General features: G+C 67.2%; 14 protein-coding genes. 8 read left to right on the forward strand and 6 right to left on the reverse strand.

What is annotated here, in order from left to right; genetic code table 11:
- The first annotated feature begins 42 nt into the window (after window positions 1-42).
- A complete protein-coding gene (locus ACQY4V_RS03550) occupies window positions 43-525 on the forward strand; it encodes a thioesterase family protein (protein WP_428515537.1) in 483 nt (160 codons plus the stop codon).
- 45 nt (window positions 526-570) lie between these two features.
- Here the strand turns inward: ACQY4V_RS03550 and ACQY4V_RS03555 are convergent, their stop codons facing one another.
- On the reverse strand, window positions 571-2,433 hold the full coding sequence (locus ACQY4V_RS03555; protein ID WP_428515538.1) for a DUF4344 domain-containing metallopeptidase: 1,863 nt from the start codon (window positions 2,431-2,433) through the stop codon (window positions 571-573).
- Between the two features lie 177 nt (window positions 2,434-2,610).
- Here ACQY4V_RS03555 and ACQY4V_RS03560 point away from each other — a divergent pair, with 177 nt between their 5' ends.
- Both ACQY4V_RS03560 and ACQY4V_RS03565 read left to right on the forward strand, forming a co-directional pair.
- Complete coding sequence (locus tag ACQY4V_RS03560) at window positions 2,611-3,279, forward strand: DUF4339 domain-containing protein (RefSeq protein WP_428515539.1); 669 nt, start codon at window positions 2,611-2,613, stop codon at window positions 3,277-3,279.
- Between the two features lie 35 nt (window positions 3,280-3,314).
- Window positions 3,315-4,169: a GYF domain-containing protein gene (locus tag ACQY4V_RS03565; RefSeq protein WP_428515540.1), complete on the forward strand. Its 855-nt coding sequence runs from the start codon at window positions 3,315-3,317 to the stop codon at window positions 4,167-4,169.
- 71 nt (window positions 4,170-4,240) lie between these two features.
- On the opposite strand, the gene gatB is transcribed toward ACQY4V_RS03565, so the two are convergent.
- Window positions 4,241-5,752 carry an Asp-tRNA(Asn)/Glu-tRNA(Gln) amidotransferase subunit GatB gene (gatB, locus tag ACQY4V_RS03570; RefSeq protein ID WP_428515541.1) on the reverse strand — a complete coding sequence of 504 codons (1,512 nt, stop codon included), beginning with the start codon at window positions 5,750-5,752 and terminating at the stop codon, window positions 4,241-4,243.
- Between the two features lie 113 nt (window positions 5,753-5,865).
- Window positions 5,866-6,366, reverse strand: a complete 501-nt coding sequence (locus tag ACQY4V_RS03575) for a hypothetical protein (RefSeq protein WP_428515542.1) — start codon at window positions 6,364-6,366, stop codon at window positions 5,866-5,868.
- Between the two features lie 134 nt (window positions 6,367-6,500).
- Here ACQY4V_RS03575 and ACQY4V_RS03580 point away from each other — a divergent pair, with 134 nt between their 5' ends.
- Together ACQY4V_RS03580 and ACQY4V_RS03585 are read left to right on the forward strand one after the other, a co-directional pair.
- The gene (locus ACQY4V_RS03580) at window positions 6,501-7,505 is read left to right on the forward strand and encodes an AraC family transcriptional regulator ligand-binding domain-containing protein (protein ID WP_428515543.1); all 1,005 of its coding nucleotides are present in this window, start codon (window positions 6,501-6,503) and stop codon (window positions 7,503-7,505) included.
- 119 nt (window positions 7,506-7,624) lie between these two features.
- A complete protein-coding gene (locus ACQY4V_RS03585) occupies window positions 7,625-8,869 on the forward strand; it encodes a DUF2235 domain-containing protein (RefSeq protein ID WP_428515544.1) in 1,245 nt (414 codons plus the stop codon).
- A gap of 248 nt (window positions 8,870-9,117) precedes the next feature.
- On the opposite strand, the gene ACQY4V_RS03590 is transcribed toward ACQY4V_RS03585, so the two are convergent.
- Window positions 9,118-10,425 (reverse strand): hypothetical protein, encoded by a 1,308-nt coding sequence (locus ACQY4V_RS03590; RefSeq protein WP_428515545.1) that lies wholly within the window; start codon window positions 10,423-10,425, stop codon window positions 9,118-9,120.
- A gap of 141 nt (window positions 10,426-10,566) precedes the next feature.
- Here ACQY4V_RS03590 and ACQY4V_RS03595 point away from each other — a divergent pair, with 141 nt between their 5' ends.
- The gene (locus tag ACQY4V_RS03595) at window positions 10,567-11,403 is read left to right on the forward strand and encodes a transglycosylase SLT domain-containing protein (RefSeq protein WP_428515546.1); all 837 of its coding nucleotides are present in this window, start codon (window positions 10,567-10,569) and stop codon (window positions 11,401-11,403) included.
- A gap of 57 nt (window positions 11,404-11,460) precedes the next feature.
- On the opposite strand, the gene pepN is transcribed toward ACQY4V_RS03595, so the two are convergent.
- Window positions 11,461-14,013, reverse strand: coding sequence for an aminopeptidase N (gene pepN / locus ACQY4V_RS03600; protein WP_428515547.1), 2,553 nt, complete (start codon window positions 14,011-14,013; stop codon window positions 11,461-11,463).
- 296 nt (window positions 14,014-14,309) lie between these two features.
- Here pepN and ACQY4V_RS03605 point away from each other — a divergent pair, with 296 nt between their 5' ends.
- Both ACQY4V_RS03605 and ACQY4V_RS03610 read left to right on the forward strand, forming a co-directional pair.
- Window positions 14,310-15,086, forward strand: a complete 777-nt coding sequence (locus ACQY4V_RS03605) for a gamma-glutamyl-gamma-aminobutyrate hydrolase family protein (RefSeq protein WP_428515548.1) — start codon at window positions 14,310-14,312, stop codon at window positions 15,084-15,086.
- An 85-nt stretch (window positions 15,087-15,171) separates the two neighbouring features.
- Entirely contained in the window at window positions 15,172-15,711 is a 540-nt protein-coding gene (locus tag ACQY4V_RS03610) for a flavodoxin domain-containing protein (RefSeq protein WP_428515549.1), read from the forward strand.
- Here the strand turns inward: ACQY4V_RS03610 and ACQY4V_RS03615 are convergent.
- A complete protein-coding gene (locus ACQY4V_RS03615; RefSeq protein ID WP_428515550.1) occupies window positions 15,708-18,335 on the reverse strand; it encodes a Hint domain-containing protein in 2,628 nt (875 codons plus the stop codon). The two genes, ACQY4V_RS03610 and ACQY4V_RS03615, sit on opposite strands and share 4 nt — an antisense overlap.
- Between the last annotated feature and the right edge of the window lie 47 nt (window positions 18,336-18,382).

Raw genomic sequence — 18,382 nt, forward strand, 5'->3', positions numbered from 1 at the left:
AAGCGTGGTCATGCGCCCAAGGCCCATGCTATGGCATCTACCATGACCGAGCCTGCGCCCCTGATGTCCAGTTTCCACACCGTCGAGGCGGACTGGATCGACTATAACCAGCATATGAACATGGGCTATTACACGGTCCTGTTCGACCGCGCCGCAGACGAGGCCTATGCCGAGATCGGCTTCGGGCCGGAGTATCGCGCCGCGAGCGGGTGCACCACCTATGCGGCGGAGTTTCACGTGCGCTACCTGCGCGAGCTGAAGCTGGGCGACCGGGTGCAGGCTGCGTTCCGCATCCTGGACCATGACGAAAAACGCTTTCACAGCTACCAGGAGCTGATCCGCGAGGATGGCGTCGTTGTGGCGACGGGCGAGGGGATCGCGCTGCATGTGGACCAGTCGGGACCGAAGGTGGCGCCGATGCCCGAGGTTATTCTGGCGCGTCTGCGGCAGGTGGCCGAGCAGCACAGTAAACTGCCGCGCCCCGAAACGGCGGGACGCGGCATGGGATTGCGGCGCCGGCGTTAGGCGCAAGGCGCCTTTCACCTCCCCCGGAGTGGCACCGCATTCCGTTCAGTTGCCCGAGACGAGACCCCTTGCCAGGAAGGTTTCGTAGAATTCGATCGCCGAGTAGCACATCGTCACCGAGCTGTCGTTCGGGTTGTACCAGGCGTTGATTTCCTCGCATTCGCGGAAGGTGACGGTCAGGTCGCGGGGCCAGACGAAGTATTGCTCGAAGACCCGCAAGAGCGTCGGGATCAGATCGTTGAATTTCATCAACTCCTCGGTGGTGCGCCCGTATTCCGTCTGCGTCGGCTGGAAAACGAGGTTGATCTTGCCGCCGGGTTGGTTGGCGGGGAAGCGGCCGGGCAGGTCGGGGCCGAGGTTGCGGCCGCGCAGGGTCAGCAATTCTTCCCAGGCTTCGAACTTGGTCTGGTATTCCTGGGCGCAGCGCTGGCGGGAGCGGTCGGTGAAGTCGACCTTGTTCGCGAGCGGGTCGAAGACCTGCGGCTCGGAGCCGTAGATGATGCAGAAGGAGTTGCGGAAGCGCTTGATGTCGGGCGCGTGCTCGTCCTGCCAGTCATGGGTGACCTGGTGCTGCTCGAGCGCCTTGGCGGCGTAGTACCACAACAGCGTCGAACTGCTGATGATGCCGGTGATGTACTCGGCGGTCTGGGGTGTGGCGCCTTCCATCACACTGGCCATCGCGAAGGCCGAGAAACTGTCGGCCGTATCTTCCTCGGGGCCGGTGGCCGGCAGGTCGGTTTCGCCGATCACGGCGTGCGCCATTTCGTGCAGGAAGATGCCGAGGGCAACGCCCATGCGGCGCTGGGCCTGGTCCGCGGTGAGGCCGGCAATCGGGGACGTGCCCGGTGTCTGCTGTCCGCCCTCCTGCTGGCCGGGGATGGGCGGAGGGCCATCGCCGCCGGTGTTGGGGATGGGCGGAGGTCCGTCACCGCCGGTGTTGGGAATGGGTGGAGGGCCGTCGCCGCCGGTATTGGGAATGGGTGGCGGGCCGTCGCCGCCGGTATTGGGGAGGGGTGGAGGGCCGTCACCGCCGGTGTTGGGAATGGGTGGAGGGCCGTCGCCGCCGGTATTGGGAATGGGTGGAGGGCCGTCGCCGCCGGTATTGGGGATGGGTGGAGGTCCGTCACCGCCGGTGTTGGGAATGGGCGGAGGGCCGTCGCCGCCGGTATTGGGAATGGGCGGAGGGCCGTCGCCGCCGTCATTTGCAGGCGGGGTCGGCGGGCCATCGTCGTCACCGCCGGGCGTGGGCAGGGTGTTGTCGCCGCCCGGTGTCGGCAGGGGGCTGGCGGTCCGGATCGGCTCGACCGTGAGGCCGGTAAAGCCCGCGACGCCGGTGCCATAGGTGATGATCCCGGTGCGGCGCGACACGGGGCCGCCGAAGCTGGCGTTGATCAGCGTGTCGCCGTTCAGCGTCGCGTGGACATTGGTGCCTTCGACCGCGAGCCTGAGGATATCACTGCCGTCGAGCCGCGCGGAAGTGGTGTCGAGCGGCTGCGGATTGAAGCCGTCGGCGTTGCGCACGATCACGTATGGGGTTCCGTCGCTGGCGATGCTGACGGCGAAGTAGCTGTCGGCGGCCTCGTAATTGAAGATCATGCCGGCATGCATCGGCGCGGGCTCGTCCGACTGGGCAAAGAGCGTCACGGCGACCGAGAAATCGGTGTCGGCCATGTCGGTCAATTCGGTCCAGTAATAGCGCACGTCGCCGGGATTGCTGGTGTTGCGGAATGTGGCCCAGCCGCCCTCGGTGCCGACGGTCCAGGGGCCGTCCTGCCCGGTCTCGACCAAACGTGAGAGCGGACCCAGATGCGGATCGAGCGGCGATTGCGCGTGGCCGGGCAGCGGCAGGGCAAGAACGAGGGCGCAGGCAAGCACGCCGGTAAGGTAGCGAAGACGAGAACGTGGCACGGAGGCCTCCCCCTGATAGGTCTGTGCGGCGGGCCGCTGGTGGTTGACGGACAGTAAACCCGAAAAGGCGGTCTGGCGGCTTCACCCAATTGGGTGAGGACGCGGCTGCGCCAAGGCGCGATAGTCGGTCCGATGCAGCGCGGTGCCGGGGCCGCGCGAAACCGCGGGGGGACCGTCTTGCGCCTGTTGATCGCTTTCCTGTTTACGGGCCTTGCCGGTCTGGCCGGGCCGGAGGCGGCCCGCGCGCAAGCGGAGCGGACGGAATATTACATGGCGCATGCGGGCCGGGAGGCGGGGCCGTATTTCATCGACGAACTGCGCACCCGGATGTTGATGGGACGCCTCAGGCGCGACACGCCGGTCTGGACGACGGGCATGGCGGCGTGGCAGCCGGCGGCGGAGGTGCCGGAGGTGGGCGCGCTTTTCGACCCCTCCCTGCCGCCGATCCCGAAGGAGCGCGAGTTCGACCGGTTCGTGCAGGGCACCTGGACGTCGGAGCCGGTTACGACCGAACTGCCGGGTCTGGGCCGGGGCGTGGCCACCGGCCAGACCGTCTTTCGCGCCGATGGCACCTACAGTTTCACCGGGCAGGTCAGCCTGACCGACGCGGCTGGCGCGGCGCGGGTCATGACGCTTGCGTCGGAGGGCGGCTATACCGTGACGCGCAAGGCGCCGGACCGCTTCGAGATCGTCTTTGCCGCGCCGCTGGTCATGACCCTGCCGAGCGACGATCCGGCCGGGACCGACCGGGTCGAGCGGACCGAGGTGCCGCCGGCGGAGTTCGAGGTGATCGACGACAATACCATCCGCGACGCGCAAGGCACGGTGTCGCGGCGCAAGATCTAGATGTGCTTGGATTTTTATGTGAGAGGAAAATGTTCATGAGACGACTGGCAATGAGGATTGCGACCGGGCTGATGCTGGCGGTGCTGCCGCTGGCGGCGGCGGCGCAGTCGGAACCGTTCTACATGGTGGAAAACGGCCAGCAGGGGGGACCCTATTCGATGGACCAGCTGGCGGCCAAGGTGCAGAGCGGCGCGTTGCAGCAAACCACGCTGGTCTGGGCCAATGGCATGGCCGACTGGACGCAGGCGGGCAACGTGCCCGCGCTGCAGGGCCTGTGGCAGGCGACGCAGACCCCGCCACCCGACCAGCCGCCCAGCCTGCCGCCCACGCAACCGACAACGCAGCCCACCAACACTCCGACCACCCAGCCGAACGGCAACCCGCAGTTGGACGCGCTGGCCGAGCAGGAGCGGCGCGACATGGGCGTGCCGGCGACGAACCAGCTGCACAGCGGGGCGATGCACGGGCCCACGCCCAATTCCATCCCCGGCGGTCAGCTGGTCACCACCAAGGGGCTGACGGAGATGGTGCAGCGGCAGATGCCCTATGCGCTGTTCGACGTGCTGGGGGGCAACGAGACGCTGCCGGGGGCGATCCCCGCGGTTGGCGCCTCGCAGCCGGGCAGTTTCCAGGACCAGACGCAACAGCAGATGGACCAGTTCCTGAACCAGCTGACGCAGGGCAAGAAGGACACGCCGCTGGTGTTCTACTGCTTGTCGGTGGAATGCTGGATGTCCTACAACGCGTCGCTCAGGGCGATCAACCTCGGCTATACCAACGTGCTGTGGTATCGTGGCGGGATCGAGGCCTGGAAGGCGGCGGGGTTCCAGACCGTGCCGGCGGGACAGATGCAGCCGGGCCAGCAGCCGCAGCAGTTCAACGCGCAGTGATGAGCGGGTAGCCCAGAAAATTCGTGCGAATTTTCTGGGCTTGAGAATTTTCGTACGAAAATTCTGGCCGCTTACAGCCCGAGTTTTTGGGCGACGATCTCGTTGACGGCCTTGGGGTTGGCCTTGCCGCCGGTGGCCTTCATCACCTGGCCGACGAACCAGCCGGCGAGCTTGGGATTGACCTTGGCCTTTTCCACCTGGGCGGGGTTGTCGGCAATGATCTGGTCCACGGCCGTCTCGATGGCGCCTGTATCCGTTACCTGTTTCATGCCGCGCTCTTCGACGATCTGCGCGGGGTCGCCGCCTTCGGTATAGACGATCTCGAAAAGGTCCTTGGCGATCTTGCCGGAGATGGCGTCGGAGGCGATGAGGTCGACGATGCCGCCCAGCTGCGCGGGCGACACGGGGCTGTCGGTGATGGCGTGGTCGTCCTTCTTGAGACGTCCGAAAAGTTCGTTGATGACCCAGTTGGCGGTCAGCTTGCCGTCGCGGCCCGCGGCGGCCTCTTCGAAGAAGGCGGCGTTTTCGTGCTCGGCGGTCAGGACGTTGGCGTCATATTCCGACAGGCCGAAATCCTTGACGAAGCGGGCTTTTTTCTCGTCCGGCAGCTCGGGCAGGGAGGCTTTGATGTCGTCCACCCAGCCCTGCTCGATCTCCAGCGGCAAGAGGTCCGGGTCGGGGAAGTAGCGGTAGTCATGCGCTTCTTCCTTGGAGCGCATGGAGCGGGTTTCGTTCTTGTCCGGGTCGTAGAGGCGGGTTTCCTGATCCACCGTGCCGCCGCCCTCGACGATGGCGATCTGGCGGCGGGCCTCGAAGTCGATGGCCATCTGGATGAAGCGCATGGAGTTCATGTTCTTGATCTCGCAGCGGGTGCCGAGATGCGAGAAATCGCCGGTCTCGCGGTATTTCTCGTACGCGCCGGGCTGGCAGATGGAGACGTTGACGTCCGCCCGCAGGTTGCCGTTCTGCATGTTGCCGTCGCAGGTGCCCAAGTAGCGCAGGATCTGGCGCAGCTTGCCCACATAGGCGGCGGCCTCTTCGGGGCCGCGGATATCCGGGCGGCTGACGATTTCCATCAGGCAGACGCCGGTGCGGTTGAGGTCGACGAAGGACATGGCGGGGTCCATGTCGTGGATCGACTTGCCCGCGTCCTGTTCCATGTGGATGCGCTCGATCCGCACCAGCCGCGCGATACCCGGCTCCATGTCCACGAGGATTTCGCCTTCGCCCACCAGCGGTTCGTAGAGCTGGCTGATCTGGTAGCCCTGCGGCAGGTCGGGGTAGAAGTAGTTCTTGCGGTCGAATGCGGATTTGAGGTTGATCTGCGCCTTCAGCCCCAGCCCCGTGCGCACCGCCTGTTCGACGCAGTATTCATTGATCACGGGCAGCATGCCGGGCATGGCGGCGTCGACGAAGGCGACGTTGGAATTGGGCTCGGCGCCGAAGCGGGTGGACGCGCCGGAGAAGAGCTTGGCGTTCGAGGCCACCTGCGCGTGGACCTCCATCCCGATGACGAGTTCCCAGTCCTGTTTCGCCCCGGCGATCACCTTGGGTTTCGGGGTCTCATAGGTCAGGTCCAGCATGGGTTGCGCGCTCCGTTCAAGGTATCAGCGCGGTTCTAGGCCAGAGCGGGCGCGCGGGCAAGGGCGTCTGCACCGAGGCCCGGTGCGGGACGGGATCGGAGCCGCCGGCGGAGCTAGCCGGGATGCGAGGGCTGCACGGGCGGCACCTGGGCCAGCCAGAGGGCGTGGAAATCGGGCAGGCCGAGGGTCGCGACGGTTTCGAGGTCGGGGCCGAGGATTTCGTAGATCATGCCGTCGGTGCCGCGATTGCTGAACCACGCGATGCAGTCGATGTCGCCGCCGCCCTCGCTGTGCGGCGGGCCGCCGGCCGGTTTCTCGACGAAGCTGAGGGTGGGGCGGATCTCGGTCAGGGTGCCGGAGGCGTCGTAGAGGCGCAGCTCTCCCTGCAGGATGAGGGTGCTGTAATCGGCGTGGTGCCGGTGCAGCAGAATGCGCTGGTTGGCCGAGAACTTGAGCAGCAGGTCGACGATGCGGGCGTCGGGGTCGACCTTGAGGATATGGTACCAGACGTGCTCGATCCCTTCGAGCGCGTTCCAGGTGACGTTGGACTGGTCGAGAAGGCCGACGGCGGGCGACGGTGGGGCCGGCGGCCGGCTGAGGTTGGTTTCGGTCATTCTGTCCTCCGGTGGAAATGCCGGCAGGATAGCATGGCGCGGTGCGGCGACGCTTGCCAATTGGTGCCAGGGGCTGTTTGCTGCGGACGCCGGGCGCGCGGTGGCCCCGGCGGCGGCGCGGGGAGGCGCGGCGGATGCGGGGCTATACACGGGCAAGTGCGCTGGGGCCGATCGCCGAGGTCGTCGAGGGGCGGGGCGGTTCGATCGAACGGGTCTTTCGCAGCGTCGACCTGCCGCTGGCGCTGCTGGACAATCCCGAGATGGCGCTGCCCCTGCAGGAACAGTTCAGGGTGCTGAGTGCCGCGGGGCGTGAAACCGGCGATGCGTTTTTCGGCGCGACGCTGGGGCGCGAGGTGAAAGCCGCGAAGCTGAGCGACTTCGGCCGGTGGATCGGCGAAGCGCCGACCCTGGCGGGGTCGATCGACCGGGCGAACCGGTGCCTCAACCGATACTTGCAGACGGCGACCGACCTGACATTACGGGTGCGCGGGGATCGGGCCTGCTGGTCGATCGGGTTTCTCGATCCGGGCGGGGACGGGAAGTTCCAGAACGAGTTGCTGGGCGTGAGCTATCTGATCGACGCGGTGCGCTTTTATGCCGGGCCGGGCTGGCGGCCGACGATGGTGCACGCGACCTGCGCCGGACCGGTGCAGGCGGCGGCGCTGGAACGGGTCTTCGGCGCGCCGGTGCGGCATGGCGCGCGGGTCTCGTCGGTGGAGTTCGACCTGTCGCTGCTGGCAGCACCCGGTCCGCAGGTCGGTAGGGCCGAGGGCGGCGGGGGGCCGGAGCTGCCGCTGGCGCGGGGGCCGGCCGGGGAGGTGGCGGCGCTGGCGGCGATCGCGTTGCTGGAGGGACAGCCGCGCATCGACTGGGCGGCGGGCAAGCTGGGCTTGAGCCGCCGGTCGCTGCAGCGCGTCCTGGACCGTGAGGGGGTGTCGTTCCGCGACGTGCTGGACGGGATGTTGCGGGATCGCGCCCTGGAGATGGTGCGCGCGGGGGGCGTGCCGCTGACCGATATCGCGCAGCGGCTGGGCTACAGCGACGCGGCGCATTTCAGCCGCGCCTTCCGACGCTGGACCGGGACGACGCCATCGGAGGTTCGCGCCCGGGCCGCCGGGCGGCTGCGTGGGCCGCAGTGAGGGGACGGCCGCGGGCGGCGCGCTTGGCAACCGGAGGGGTTGAGGGGTAGGATGGTGGCATTGCTTTATGGTTGTGCCGGGTTTGCCGGCGATACGTCATTTCGAGAAAGGCCTTTGCCATGCCCAAGAACATCATCCTGCTGTGCGACGGGACGTCGAACGAGATTGCCCGCAACCGGACCAATATCCTGCGTCTCTATGGCTGTCTGAAGAAGGACGAGGACCAGCTTGTGTTCTACGATCCCGGGGTGGGGACCTTCGGGGCCGAGAACGCTTGGCTGTCGTTCTGGCGCAGGGCGGTGGAGATCTGGGGGCTGATTACGGGCTGGGGGCTGGATGCCAACGTGAAGGAGGCGTACCGTTTCCTGGTGGAGCATTACGATGACGGCAGGCGTGAGAACGTGGCCGACGAAGAGCCGGATCGCATCTACATCATCGGGTTCAGCCGGGGGGCCTATACCGCGCGGGTCCTGGCGGGGTTCATCCATGCGCTGGGGCTGATCGACGCGCGAAACCTGAACCTGCTGAACTATGCCTACCGGGCCTACAAGAATATCGGGCAGGCGACGGGGCTGGACGTGACCGATGCGCGCGAGCCGGAGCGGAACCCCTTTGCCGAGGTGCGCCTGTTCGAGCGGATGCTGCGGCCTCGGCGGCCCGCGATCCGGGCGCTGGGCCTCTTTGACACGGTGGGATCGGTGATCGAGTGGAGCGCGCGGCTGCCGCGCATTCGCAACCACGCGCATGTGTCCGAGAACCCGTCCGTGCGGTCGGTGCGGCATGCGCTGGCGATCGACGAGCGGCGCACGATGTACCTGCCGACGCCCTGGCCCGGTGGCGGTGAATACTGGGGCGGCGCGTTCCGTCCCCAAGACGAGAGCAAGATCGCGCCGCAGGACGTGGACGAGGTGTGGTTCTCGGGCGTGCATGGCGACGTGGGCGGCGGCTATCCCGAAAAGCGCAGCCAGCTGGCGAAATTTCCGCTGGCCTGGATGATCGACGAATTGCGCCCGCTAGGGGTGAAGTTCAAGGAGCCCACGGTGCGGCGGCTGGTTCTGGGCGAAGACCCGGACGGGCGGTATGTGGCGCCCGATCCTCTGGCGCGGCCCAACGAGTCGATGACGTGGGGCTGGAAGGTGGTCGAATTCCTGCCGTTCTTCAAAACGCGCTACAGCCTGAGCCGGCGCAGGACGTTCCTGGGGTTCTATCTGCCGCTCTGCGAGTACCGGCATATTCCTCAGGGCGCGCGCGTGCATGCCTCGGTCTTTGTGCGGCGCGGGACGAAGGCGGATTATCCGCAGCCGAATATCCCCGAGGATCATGTGGTTGTGGGAGAAGGGGATGGGGACGATCGGAGTGTCTGACGACTGCGGCTTTCTGCTTGGAGCCGCGCGATCGCCAGACCGCGGGATGGCGACCCGACGGAAATTCAACGAGTTTTATGCCTGCCCTGTCCGCAAGACCTCAAATCGAAGCGCAAACGGCATCCAATCGCCAGCCCGGGGGGCGGTCTGGCGATCGCGCGGCGGCCTGCGGCCTTGATTCCGCGCGGTATAGAGTCAGCGTTATCGCCAATGGCAAGGCAACGCTCTGCGACGCCGTCTGCCAGCTGTCAAAGCGCGGGCAGGCGGTACATGCCCTGGCGCGAGAAGGCGAGCGAGGAGCCGTCGGCTATATGGCCGGCAAAGCGGGCGGCTATGATGCGCAGGGCGGTCTGGCGGCCCTTTGCGATGAGCGCGCGGCGCGATGGCAAAAGCGGCGCGTGGCCCGGCATCAGCAGGGTCTGGGACCAGATCAGCGGATGCAGTTCCTGCAGGTAATGTTCGAGAATCCAGTCGACGCAGTCGTGGATCTCGGCCCTTGTGCGGTCGGCATGGGGCGACAGCACCCGGTCGCCCGCGCCGGGCGCCATGGCGATGGCGCAGAAGGCGGCCAGAAGGTTGATCACGTGCTGGTCGTCCTTGCGGGCGAGGATGTCGCGCAGCCCCTCGACGAAGAAGCCGGGCTCGAGCAGGTCGAGCGCGCGCGGGTCGAGCGCCAGGGCGTCGAGATAGGCCCAGGTGTAGGCCCCGGCGCCCCAGGTGTCCTCGGTGCGGGCGGCGACGCGGCGGGCGGCGACCTCGAGCGCCTTCACGCCACCGGCATAGGGCGGCAGGATGTGGCGGCCAAGCGCGCGGATATGGCGGTGGCCGTCGGGATCGAGCGCGATCAGGGCCTCGTATTCCTCGGCCACGCGGCGGCCGCGCTTGTCGCAGGCGGCGATCAGGGCGCAGCGGGCGGCGGTAATCGACGGGGCGTCGATGAGGGGGCCGTCATAGGGCTCCAGGATGGCGTCGGCGCTGGCGATATGGCCGGCAATGGCGCGGGCCGCGGTGGCGGGATCGTCGCGGGCGGCGATGTTGCGCCAGGCCCAGGCGATGTCGATATGCGCCAGCGCCACGACGAGGGCCGTGGGGTAGTCGCCCGGCATCTCGTCGAGCACCTCCTCCAGCGCCTCGATGGCCTCGGGCGCCGGGGGCTGGCCGTCATGCAGCGCATCCTCGGCGGCGGCGACGATATCGCCGCGCGCGCCCTGGGCCAGCAGCAGCGAGGCGGTTTCGCCGCCCGGCGTGGCCAGACGCGTGTGATCGGCGTACTGGATCTTGTCCGACAGGGCCTGCCACGCTTCCTGCCGGGCGAGTTTCTGGCCGCGGTCCTGGTGGGTGGCGCGGGCCATTTCCTCGTCCGAGACGGGCAGCGAGGGCACGATGATGCGCTTGGCCAGCGAATCGATATCCTCGGTCGAGCGGCGCGGCGCCGGGCCCGGGCGGGCGGGCGCGCTGCGCGCGGCGAACCACTTGCGCAGGCCGCGGGGCGGCTTGGTGGACGGGGGGAGGGGCGCGTCACTTTGCGCGCCGTCATGTCGGGGCTGTCGTGCCATACCTTCGGCCTGCTCGTAATGTCGGAATCTTTATGACAGGGCAATCCGGCCAAAAAGCGGCACGGACGCGGAGACAAGAGGGAAATTGCCCATGGTCTCAATATTCTTGCCTTGGCGCGGGGTTCCGGGCAGACTGCGCCGATGCTCAGGTTCGCTGCCCTTGTGATATGCCTGTGCTTTCAGTCACTTGCCGCGGCCGAGGAGGACGGCGTGGTGCTGAGGGACGGAGTGGTGACACGGGTGTCGCCGCCCGCGCGCGACGGCAATGTGCCGCGCACGCGGTGGGAGCATGTGGGCGGATCGCGCCTGTGGACCCGCGCGGCGCTGGCGGCGCTGAAGGATCACGGCAAGCCCCTGACCGACATGGTGCCGCGCGACATCGAGGAGTGGTGCCCGGCCTATCCCGATGCCAGCCCGGCGCAGCGGCGGGCCTTCTGGGTGGGATTCCTGTCGGCGCTGGTCAAGCACGAGAGCACCTACCGGTCCCGCGCCGTGGGCGGCGGCGGGCGGTGGTACGGGCTGACGCAGATTTTGCCCTCAACGGCAAGGCTTTACGGGTGTCGCGGCCGGAGCGGGGGGGACCTGAAGCACGGGCCGACGAACCTGAGCTGCGCGATCCGGATCATGGCCAAGACGGTCACACGGGACGGCGTGGTGTCGCGCGGGATGCGCGGCGTGGCGGCCGATTGGGGGCCGCTGCACAGCGGCAGCAAGCGGCGCGACATGATGGCGTGGACGCGGCGGCAGACCTATTGCAAGCCGATGAGCACCGTGCGTCCGCGGCTGCGGCCCGACGACCTGGTGGTGGTGCGGACGCTGCCCGCGCCCGAGCCCGAGGCGATCGGGATCGAACCCGCGGTGCAGGACCTGCCCGAGGTCGTGGGACGCGCGCCGGCGGCGGAGACGCCCGAGGCGCAGGAGGTGCCGGCGGCGGCGGACGTGGCGCCCGAGCCGCAGCCGATTCCCGTCGGCGAGTAGCCCCCCGGTCACTTGATGCCGACGGCGCGGCGGATCTCGTCGAGCGCCTCGCGCCGGTCAGCTGCCCCGGATGCGGGTCACCATTTCGGTGGTGTCGGGGCTGAGATCGGGTGTGGCGAGGATGCGGTCGAGCTGGGCGGTGATGAGGCCCTGGCGGGTGTCGTCGTAGCGCCGCCAGGTCTCGAAGGCCGAGCACATCCGCGCGGTGGTTTGCGGGTTGAGCGGGTCGAGCCGGATCAGCCAGTCCGCCAGAAGATCGTAGCCCGCGCCGGAGGCGTGGTGAAAGCCTGCCGCGTTCATCGTCAGTGCACCCAGGGTGGCGCGGAAGCGGTTGGGGTTTTTCATCGTGAAATCAGGATGTTCGGTGAGACGGGCCGCTGTGGCTGGGGCGTCTTCGGGGGCGGCGTGGACGACCTGCATCATGAACCACTTGTCGATCACGAGGCGGTCGTGCTGCCACTGGTCATAGAAGGTCTGCGTGGCCGCCGCGCCCTTTCCGGCCTGAAGCAGGCAGGAGAAGGCGGCAAGCTGCTGGGTCATGTTGTCGGCGCTGTCGAACTGTTTCTGCGCCTGCGCGCCGCCGTCGAGCCGGTTGATCAGGCTGAGGGCCGCGTTGGCGAGCGACCGGGCGCCGGATTGTGCGGCGTCGGGCCGGTAGGGCTCGGACACCTGGAACTGGGCATAGAGCCGCGTGGCGGTGTCCTGCATCCGCTCGGCGCGGGCGTGGCGCAGCGTTTCGATGGCGTCCCAGATGGCCTTCGGGTCGGGCGTGGTGCCGGTGTCGAACAGCGTCTGGGCGAGGTCGTCCTGGCTGGGCAGGCCGAGGGCGAGGGCACGGAAGGCCGGGTCGAGGCTGTCGTCGCGGGCCACGGTGTGGACTGCGTCGATATAGGCCTCGTCGGGGGCGGCGCCGTCGCGGATCATGGCGACAAGGGCGTTGCGGGCCAGGTCGCGGCCTGCCTCCCACTTGTTGAAGGGGTCGGTGTCGTGGGCGAGCAGGAAGGCGCGTTCGTCGTTGGTGGTCTCGCGCTCGATGATCACCGGCGCGGAGAAGCCGCGGAGGATGGAGGGGACGGGTTTCGACGACAGGCCCTCGAAGGTAAAGCTTTGTTTTTCTTCGGTCATTTCGAGCACCTTGGTGGGCTGTACCTCGTCGCCGTTGGGCGAGAGAAGACCCACCGCGATGGGGATGACGCGGGGCGGCTTGTCGTCCTGTCCGGGGGTGGGCGGTGTGTGCTGCTCGAACGTGAGGGTGTAGGTGCCGTCGGTGAAATCGTCCGTGACCGAGACGCGCGGGGTGCCGGCATCCTCGTACCAGCGTTTGAACTGGGAGAGGTCGCGGCCGGTGGTGTCCTCGAACACCTTCAGCCAATCCTCAATCGTGGCGGCGTCGCCGTCGTGGCGGGTGAAGTAGAGGTCGAGCGCCTTGTAGTAGGCCTCGTCGCCGACGAGGGTTTTCAGCATTCCGATCAGCTCGGCGCCTTTTTCGTACACGGTGGCGGTGTAGAAATTGTTGATCTCGACAAAGCTGGCGGGGCGGACGGGGTGCGCGAGCGGGCCGTTATCCTCGCGGAACTGGCGGGCGCGCAGGGTGATGACGTCGTCGATGCGCTTGACGGGTTCAGAGCGCATGTCGGCGGTGAACTGGGCGTCGCGGAAGACCGTCAGGCCCTCCTTGAGGCAAAGCTGGAACCAGTCGCGGCAGGTGATGCGGTTGCCGGTCCAGTTGTGGAAATATTCATGCGCAATGATCGCCTCGATCCGTTCGAAATTCATGTCGGTCGAGGTTTCGGGGCTGGCCAGCACGGCGGAGGAGTTGAAGATGTTCAGCCCCTTGTTTTCCATCGCGCCCATGTTGAAATCGTCGACCGCGACGATGTTGAAGATGTCGAGGTCGTATTCGCGGCCATAGACATCCTCGTCCCATTTCATGGACTTCTTCAGCGCCTCCATGCCGAAGGCGCATTTGTGCTCGTCGCCGGGGCGGACCCAGATGTTGAGCTCGACTTCCTTGCCGGACTTCGTGGTGAAGCTGTCGGCGTGGTTTACGAGATCGCCGGCCACCAGTGCGAAGAGATAGGCCGGTTTGGGCCAGGGATCGTGCCATTCGGCAAAGCCGTCGCCCACCTCGCCGGGGTTGCCGTTGGAGAGCTTGATCGTCTCGTTGCCCTCGATGCGGACGTCGAAGGTTGCCATCACGTCGGGGCGGTCGGGGTAATAGGTGATCTTGCGAAAGCCCTCGGCCTCGCACTGGGTGCAGTACATGCCGTTTGACATGTAGAGACCTTCGAGCGCGGTGTTCAGGACGGGTGCGATTTCGACCTCGGCCTCGAACGTGAAGGGGGCGTAGGGGGCGTCGACGGTGAGGCCGCGGGGTGTGACCTCTGGCGTGACTTCGGTGCCGTCGATGCGGGCGGCGATCAGGGTCAGATACTCGCCGTCGAGGCGCAGGGGGCCGCCGGGTCCGTCGGGATTGGGGCGAAAGGCGATCTTGCTGATGACGCGGGTCTTTTCCGGGTCGAGACGGAAGGTGAGCGAGACATGATCCACCAGATGCGCGGGGGGCGTATAGTCGGCCAGATAGATCGGCTGGGGGGCGGCGTCTTTCATCGCGTGTCTCTCCGTCTGGGAAGGTTCGTGCGGAGGGTAGGGCGATGCGAAAGGGGAGGCAACGTGGAAACGGGAGGCAGGTGCAGACGGACGCTCCCGGCCCCCGGGCGCCGGGATGCAATGTGGCGTCCCGACAGGTGCGGTGCCTCCGCCTGCGCCCTGAAACTAGGCGAGGGGGCTTGGGAAATGGCTAACAGGGCGGCAAATTTGCAGTCCCGCTTGTGCGCCTGTTGAGGTTTTCTTATTCGTTGGTGATATTATCCTAAAGTCGCAACCGCAGCAGACGAAGGACACACATGACGCGCCCCGTGATCGGCATTATCGGCAACAGCTACGCCATCGACGACCGCTATCCCGTGCACGCGGTGGGGCGGATGAACTCGGAAGCGGTGTCGGAGGTGTCGGACTGCATTCCGATGCTGGTGGCGAGCGATCCCGCGCTGGTGAGCGTCGAGGAATTGATGGCGATCTGCGACGGGTTCGTGCTGACCGGCGGGCGGCCCAATATCCATCCCGAGGAATATGGCGAGGCGCCCACCGAGGCGCATGGCGCCTTTGACCGCGAGCGCGATGCGCTGACCCTGCCGCTGGTGCGGGCCTGCGTGGCGCAAGGGCAGCCGATCCTGGGGATCTGCCGCGGTTTCCAGGAGGTGAACGTGGCGCTGGGCGGCACGCTGCATCCCGAGATCCGCGACCTGCCCGGACGGGACAATCACCGGATGCCGCCCGATGGCACGCTGGAGGAGAAGTTCGCGCTGCGCCACGAGGTCACGTTTTCCGAGGGCGGCGTTTTCCATCGGCTGATGGGGTCGGAAAAGGTGATGACCAACACGCTGCACGGGCAGGGGATCGTCAAGCCGGGCAAGGGTATCGTGGTTGACGGCCACGCGCATGACGGCACGCCCGAGGCGGTCTATATCGACGGCGCGCCGGGCTTTGCGCTGGCGGTGCAATGGCACCCGGAGTGGAATGCCGGGAACGATCCGGTCAGCCGCTGCCTGTTCGAGGCGCTGGGCGATGCCGCCCGCAAATGGCAGGCGGGTGAGCGCGGGCCGGCGCTGCGACTGGCGTGACCTGCACGCGACATTGATGCAGGACAAGGCGCGCGGCGTTCAGCCGTGACAAGATCGGCTCCGTTTCCAACGGGAGGATCACGCCATGAATATCCTGATTGCCTATGCCACGACCGAGGGGCAGACCCGGAAGATATGCCGCTTTTGCGCCGACCTGCTGATCGAGGCGGAACACAGCGTGGAGGTGTTGCAGGTCAGCGGGCGGGCCCGTGACCTTGACCCGGCGCGCTATGACGCGAGCATATTGGCTGCGTCGGTGCATATCGGGCGCTTCCAGAAGGACATGGTGAAATTCGCGACACAGCACGGGGCCGCGCTGAGTGCGCATCCGTCGCTGTTTCTGTCCGTATCCCTGGCCTCGGCGGGGGAGGATGCCGAGGACTGGGCAGAGCTGGAGCGGATCGTCGCCACGTTTTGCGACAAGACCGGATACAGGCCCGGTCAGGTGGAACAGGTGGCCGGGGCGTTCCGGTTCACAGGATACGATTTCTTTCGTGCCTGGGCGATGCGCTATATCGCGGCGGTCAAGGGCGAGACGGTCGACCCGCATGGTGATACGGAATACACCGACTGGGACGGACTGCGCCGGGTCGTGACGGCATGGGCCGGGGCCGCGGGACGTTAGTAGAACGCGCCGCCGGCGTCTTCGATCAAAAGGGCGGCCTCGTGTTTCCTGAGGCAGGTGCGGGCGGTTTCCAGGTGGTGGCCCGGCGCGGTGCGCAGTTCGGGGAAAAGCGCGAACAGCTCTTCGCGGGCGGGCTCTGCGATGGCGCCCAGGCCGACATCGCCGGCGTGAAAGCTCTCGGTAGCGTAACCTTCGGCGTAGATCACCTCGTGGTGGTCGAACATCAGGTGAATATAGGTGACCTCGTCGCAGGGCTGGCGCAGGACCTCACGGCCATCGACCAGATGTGTCGCGGGCACCAGAACCTCGCTTTCCCCGAACAGAAGCTCGGCGCGGTAGCCGGTATAGAGGATGCGGTGCTGGGGCGAGACCAGCAGGCCCTTGCGCGTGGGGTCGAGCGCGGCCGCGCCGACGCGGATCGGGGCGAAGCGGCCATGGCCCTGCACGGTGCGCTTGCCGATCCAGCGGATCGGGCGCAGGCCCTGGTCGCGGGTGACGACGAGGTCGCCGGGTTGCAGGGTTTCGATGGGACGGTCGCCGTGGCTGGTGAGGATCATCGTGCCGGGGGTGAAACAGATGATGTTCTCGATCTCGGAGAAGGTGACGGGCGTGCCGTCGGCCATGGTGAAGCTGCCCGAGAGGCCGCCTGCCGCGTCGTCGGTATTGGAAAACGTGATGTCGTTGCGGCTGACGTCCGGGGTGAGGATCAGCGTGTCGCCATTGGTTTCATCGCCCTCGCCGCCGGTGATGTCGATGGCGGCGTTGCCGGTGCCCGAGGTGTCGAGATCGGCCAGGCGGAACGTGTCGTCGCCGTCGCCGCCCTGCACGGTGTCGCCCTGGTCGACGAGGATTTCGTCGTCGCCCGGGCCCGCGTCGATCTGATCGGCTCCGGTGCCGCCGTCGATCTTGTCGTTGCCCGCGCCCGAAACGATCGTGTCGTCACCTGCACCCGCCTGAACCGAATCGTCGTTGGTGCCGGTGGCGTTGTCGGCGGCGTCGATGGCGTCGCCCTCGGGGTCGTCGGTGTATCCGGCGTCGATCAGGTCGGCGCCGGAGGTGCCGGTGACGATGTCGTCGGGCGCGGGGACGCCCATGGCCGCCAGCGCGTCCTCGTCCGAAAGGTCGGCAGGGGCGATACCGACAAGTGTTAGGCTGTCGCCGTTGGGAAAGCCGAGCAGCGCGTTGCCGAATCCGTCGTCGCCCACGGTGATGTCATGGGTGTTGAGCTGGTTGCCGGCGGCGTCGGTCGCACCGGAAAGGTCAAGCTGATCGCGGTCGGTGAAGGTGCCGTCGCCGTTGTCGGTGGGTCCCTCGAAGCCGGTGACGGTGTCGGCGCCGTCGCCGTCGGAGAAAACGAGCGTGTCGGTGACGCCGTCCTCCGCGCCCAGGTCGATGCGGTCGTTGCCGGTGCCGCCGGCGACAATATCTTCGCCCGCGCCTGTCAGCAGCGTGTCGTCGCCGTCGCCGCCGAGGACGGAATCGGCGCCGCCCGGTGCGGCGGTGGTGGCGTGGAGTTCCACCGCGTCGAGCGACACGCCTCCGGCATCATTGGCGCCCGCGCCGCGGAATTCCAGCGTGCCGGTGCCGTCGCCTGCGCCGCCGGTGAGGGTGTAGGTGTAGGTCTGCCAGCCGCCGTCGGGCGGGTCGATGGTGTCGACCAGCTGGCCGTTCCAGTAGACCTGGAGCGTGTTGTCCAGCGCCGTGCCGTCATCGGCGTTGGACAGATCGCCCGCGTCGAAGCTGAGCTGGTAGATCCCGTCGGGTTGAAGGCCCGCGACGGTTTGCGAGATCGCGAGGTGCTGGCCTGCGTTGCCTTCCATGTCGAGCCAGTTGGCGCCTTCGGTCGCCGAAAGCCCGCCGCGGCCGTCATTGTGAAAATCGACAAGGCTGCCGCTGGAATCGGTCCATCCCGGCACGCTGCCGGTGGTGCTCTGGAAGCCATAGCCCGTGGTCGTCATGCCGGTGGTGTCTTCGAAAGACCCGTTGACGATCAGGTTGGGGCCGGTGGGCATGACGTCATCCGCCGAGATGCGGTCGTTGCCCGTGCCGCCGAGGATGGTGTCGGCCCCGTCGCCGCCGAAGATGTGGTCCGCCCCGCCGTCGCCGCCCAGATAGTCGTCTCCGGTGCCGCCGTGCAGCATATCGTCGCCGGCGGTGCCATAGGCGGTGTCGTTGCCGCCTTCGGCGAAAACGAGGCTGCCGGTCGCGGAGGAGTCGAGGCCCGGCGCGTCGTCGATGAGGTCGTCGCCGTCGCCCGCGCGGACGGTATCGGCGCCGTCGCCATAGTGGATCGTGTCGTTGCCGCTGCCGGTGGTGATGGTTTCCGCCGAGGTGTCGCCGATGACAAGTTGATCGCCGTCCCCGAAATCGAGCCTTTCGAAATTTTCGAGCAGGGTGCTGCCGCCGAGGGTGGCGTCGGAGGCGCCGCCATAGCCCGCTTCGCCCACGGTAAAGGTCGTGGTGCCATCGGTGAGTATGATCCGGCCCGATGCCTTGTCGATGTCGATGTTGAAATTCGACGGCAGGCCGGAGACGTCGAGCGCGTGGCCGCCCGCGGCTTCGGAGATGGCGGCCCAGAAAGCAGGGTCGTTCCAGTTGGCGGAGGTGACGACATAGGTGGTCATGGCACTTCGACACCCCGCATGTGGTGCGACGCCATGACCGATACCGG

It is taken from the genome of Roseovarius sp. (genome assembly GCF_965277045.1).
Taxonomy (GTDB): Bacteria; Pseudomonadota; Alphaproteobacteria; order Rhodobacterales; family Rhodobacteraceae; genus Roseovarius.

Coding starts and splice junctions, on each gene's coding strand:
- ACQY4V_RS03550 (WP_428515537.1), top strand. CDS start 43: ATGACCGAGCCTGCGCCCCTGATGTCCAGTTTCCACACCGTCGAGGCG.
- ACQY4V_RS03565 (WP_428515540.1), top strand. CDS start 3,315: ATGAGACGACTGGCAATGAGGATTGCGACCGGGCTGATGCTGGCGGTG.
- gatB (WP_428515541.1), bottom strand. CDS start 5,752: ATGCTGGACCTGACCTATGAGACCCCGAAACCCAAGGTGATCGCCGGG.
- ACQY4V_RS03575 (WP_428515542.1), bottom strand. CDS start 6,366: ATGACCGAAACCAACCTCAGCCGGCCGCCGGCCCCACCGTCGCCCGCC.
- ACQY4V_RS03580 (WP_428515543.1), top strand. CDS start 6,501: ATGCGGGGCTATACACGGGCAAGTGCGCTGGGGCCGATCGCCGAGGTC.
- ACQY4V_RS03585 (WP_428515544.1), top strand. CDS start 7,625: ATGCCCAAGAACATCATCCTGCTGTGCGACGGGACGTCGAACGAGATT.
- ACQY4V_RS03590 (WP_428515545.1), bottom strand. CDS start 10,425: ATGGCACGACAGCCCCGACATGACGGCGCGCAAAGTGACGCGCCCCTC.
- ACQY4V_RS03595 (WP_428515546.1), top strand. CDS start 10,567: ATGCTCAGGTTCGCTGCCCTTGTGATATGCCTGTGCTTTCAGTCACTT.
- pepN (WP_428515547.1), bottom strand. CDS start 14,013: ATGAAAGACGCCGCCCCCCAGCCGATCTATCTGGCCGACTATACGCCC.
- ACQY4V_RS03605 (WP_428515548.1), top strand. CDS start 14,310: ATGACGCGCCCCGTGATCGGCATTATCGGCAACAGCTACGCCATCGAC.
- ACQY4V_RS03610 (WP_428515549.1), top strand. CDS start 15,172: ATGAATATCCTGATTGCCTATGCCACGACCGAGGGGCAGACCCGGAAG.
- ACQY4V_RS03615 (WP_428515550.1), bottom strand. CDS start 18,335: ATGACCACCTATGTCGTCACCTCCGCCAACTGGAACGACCCTGCTTTC.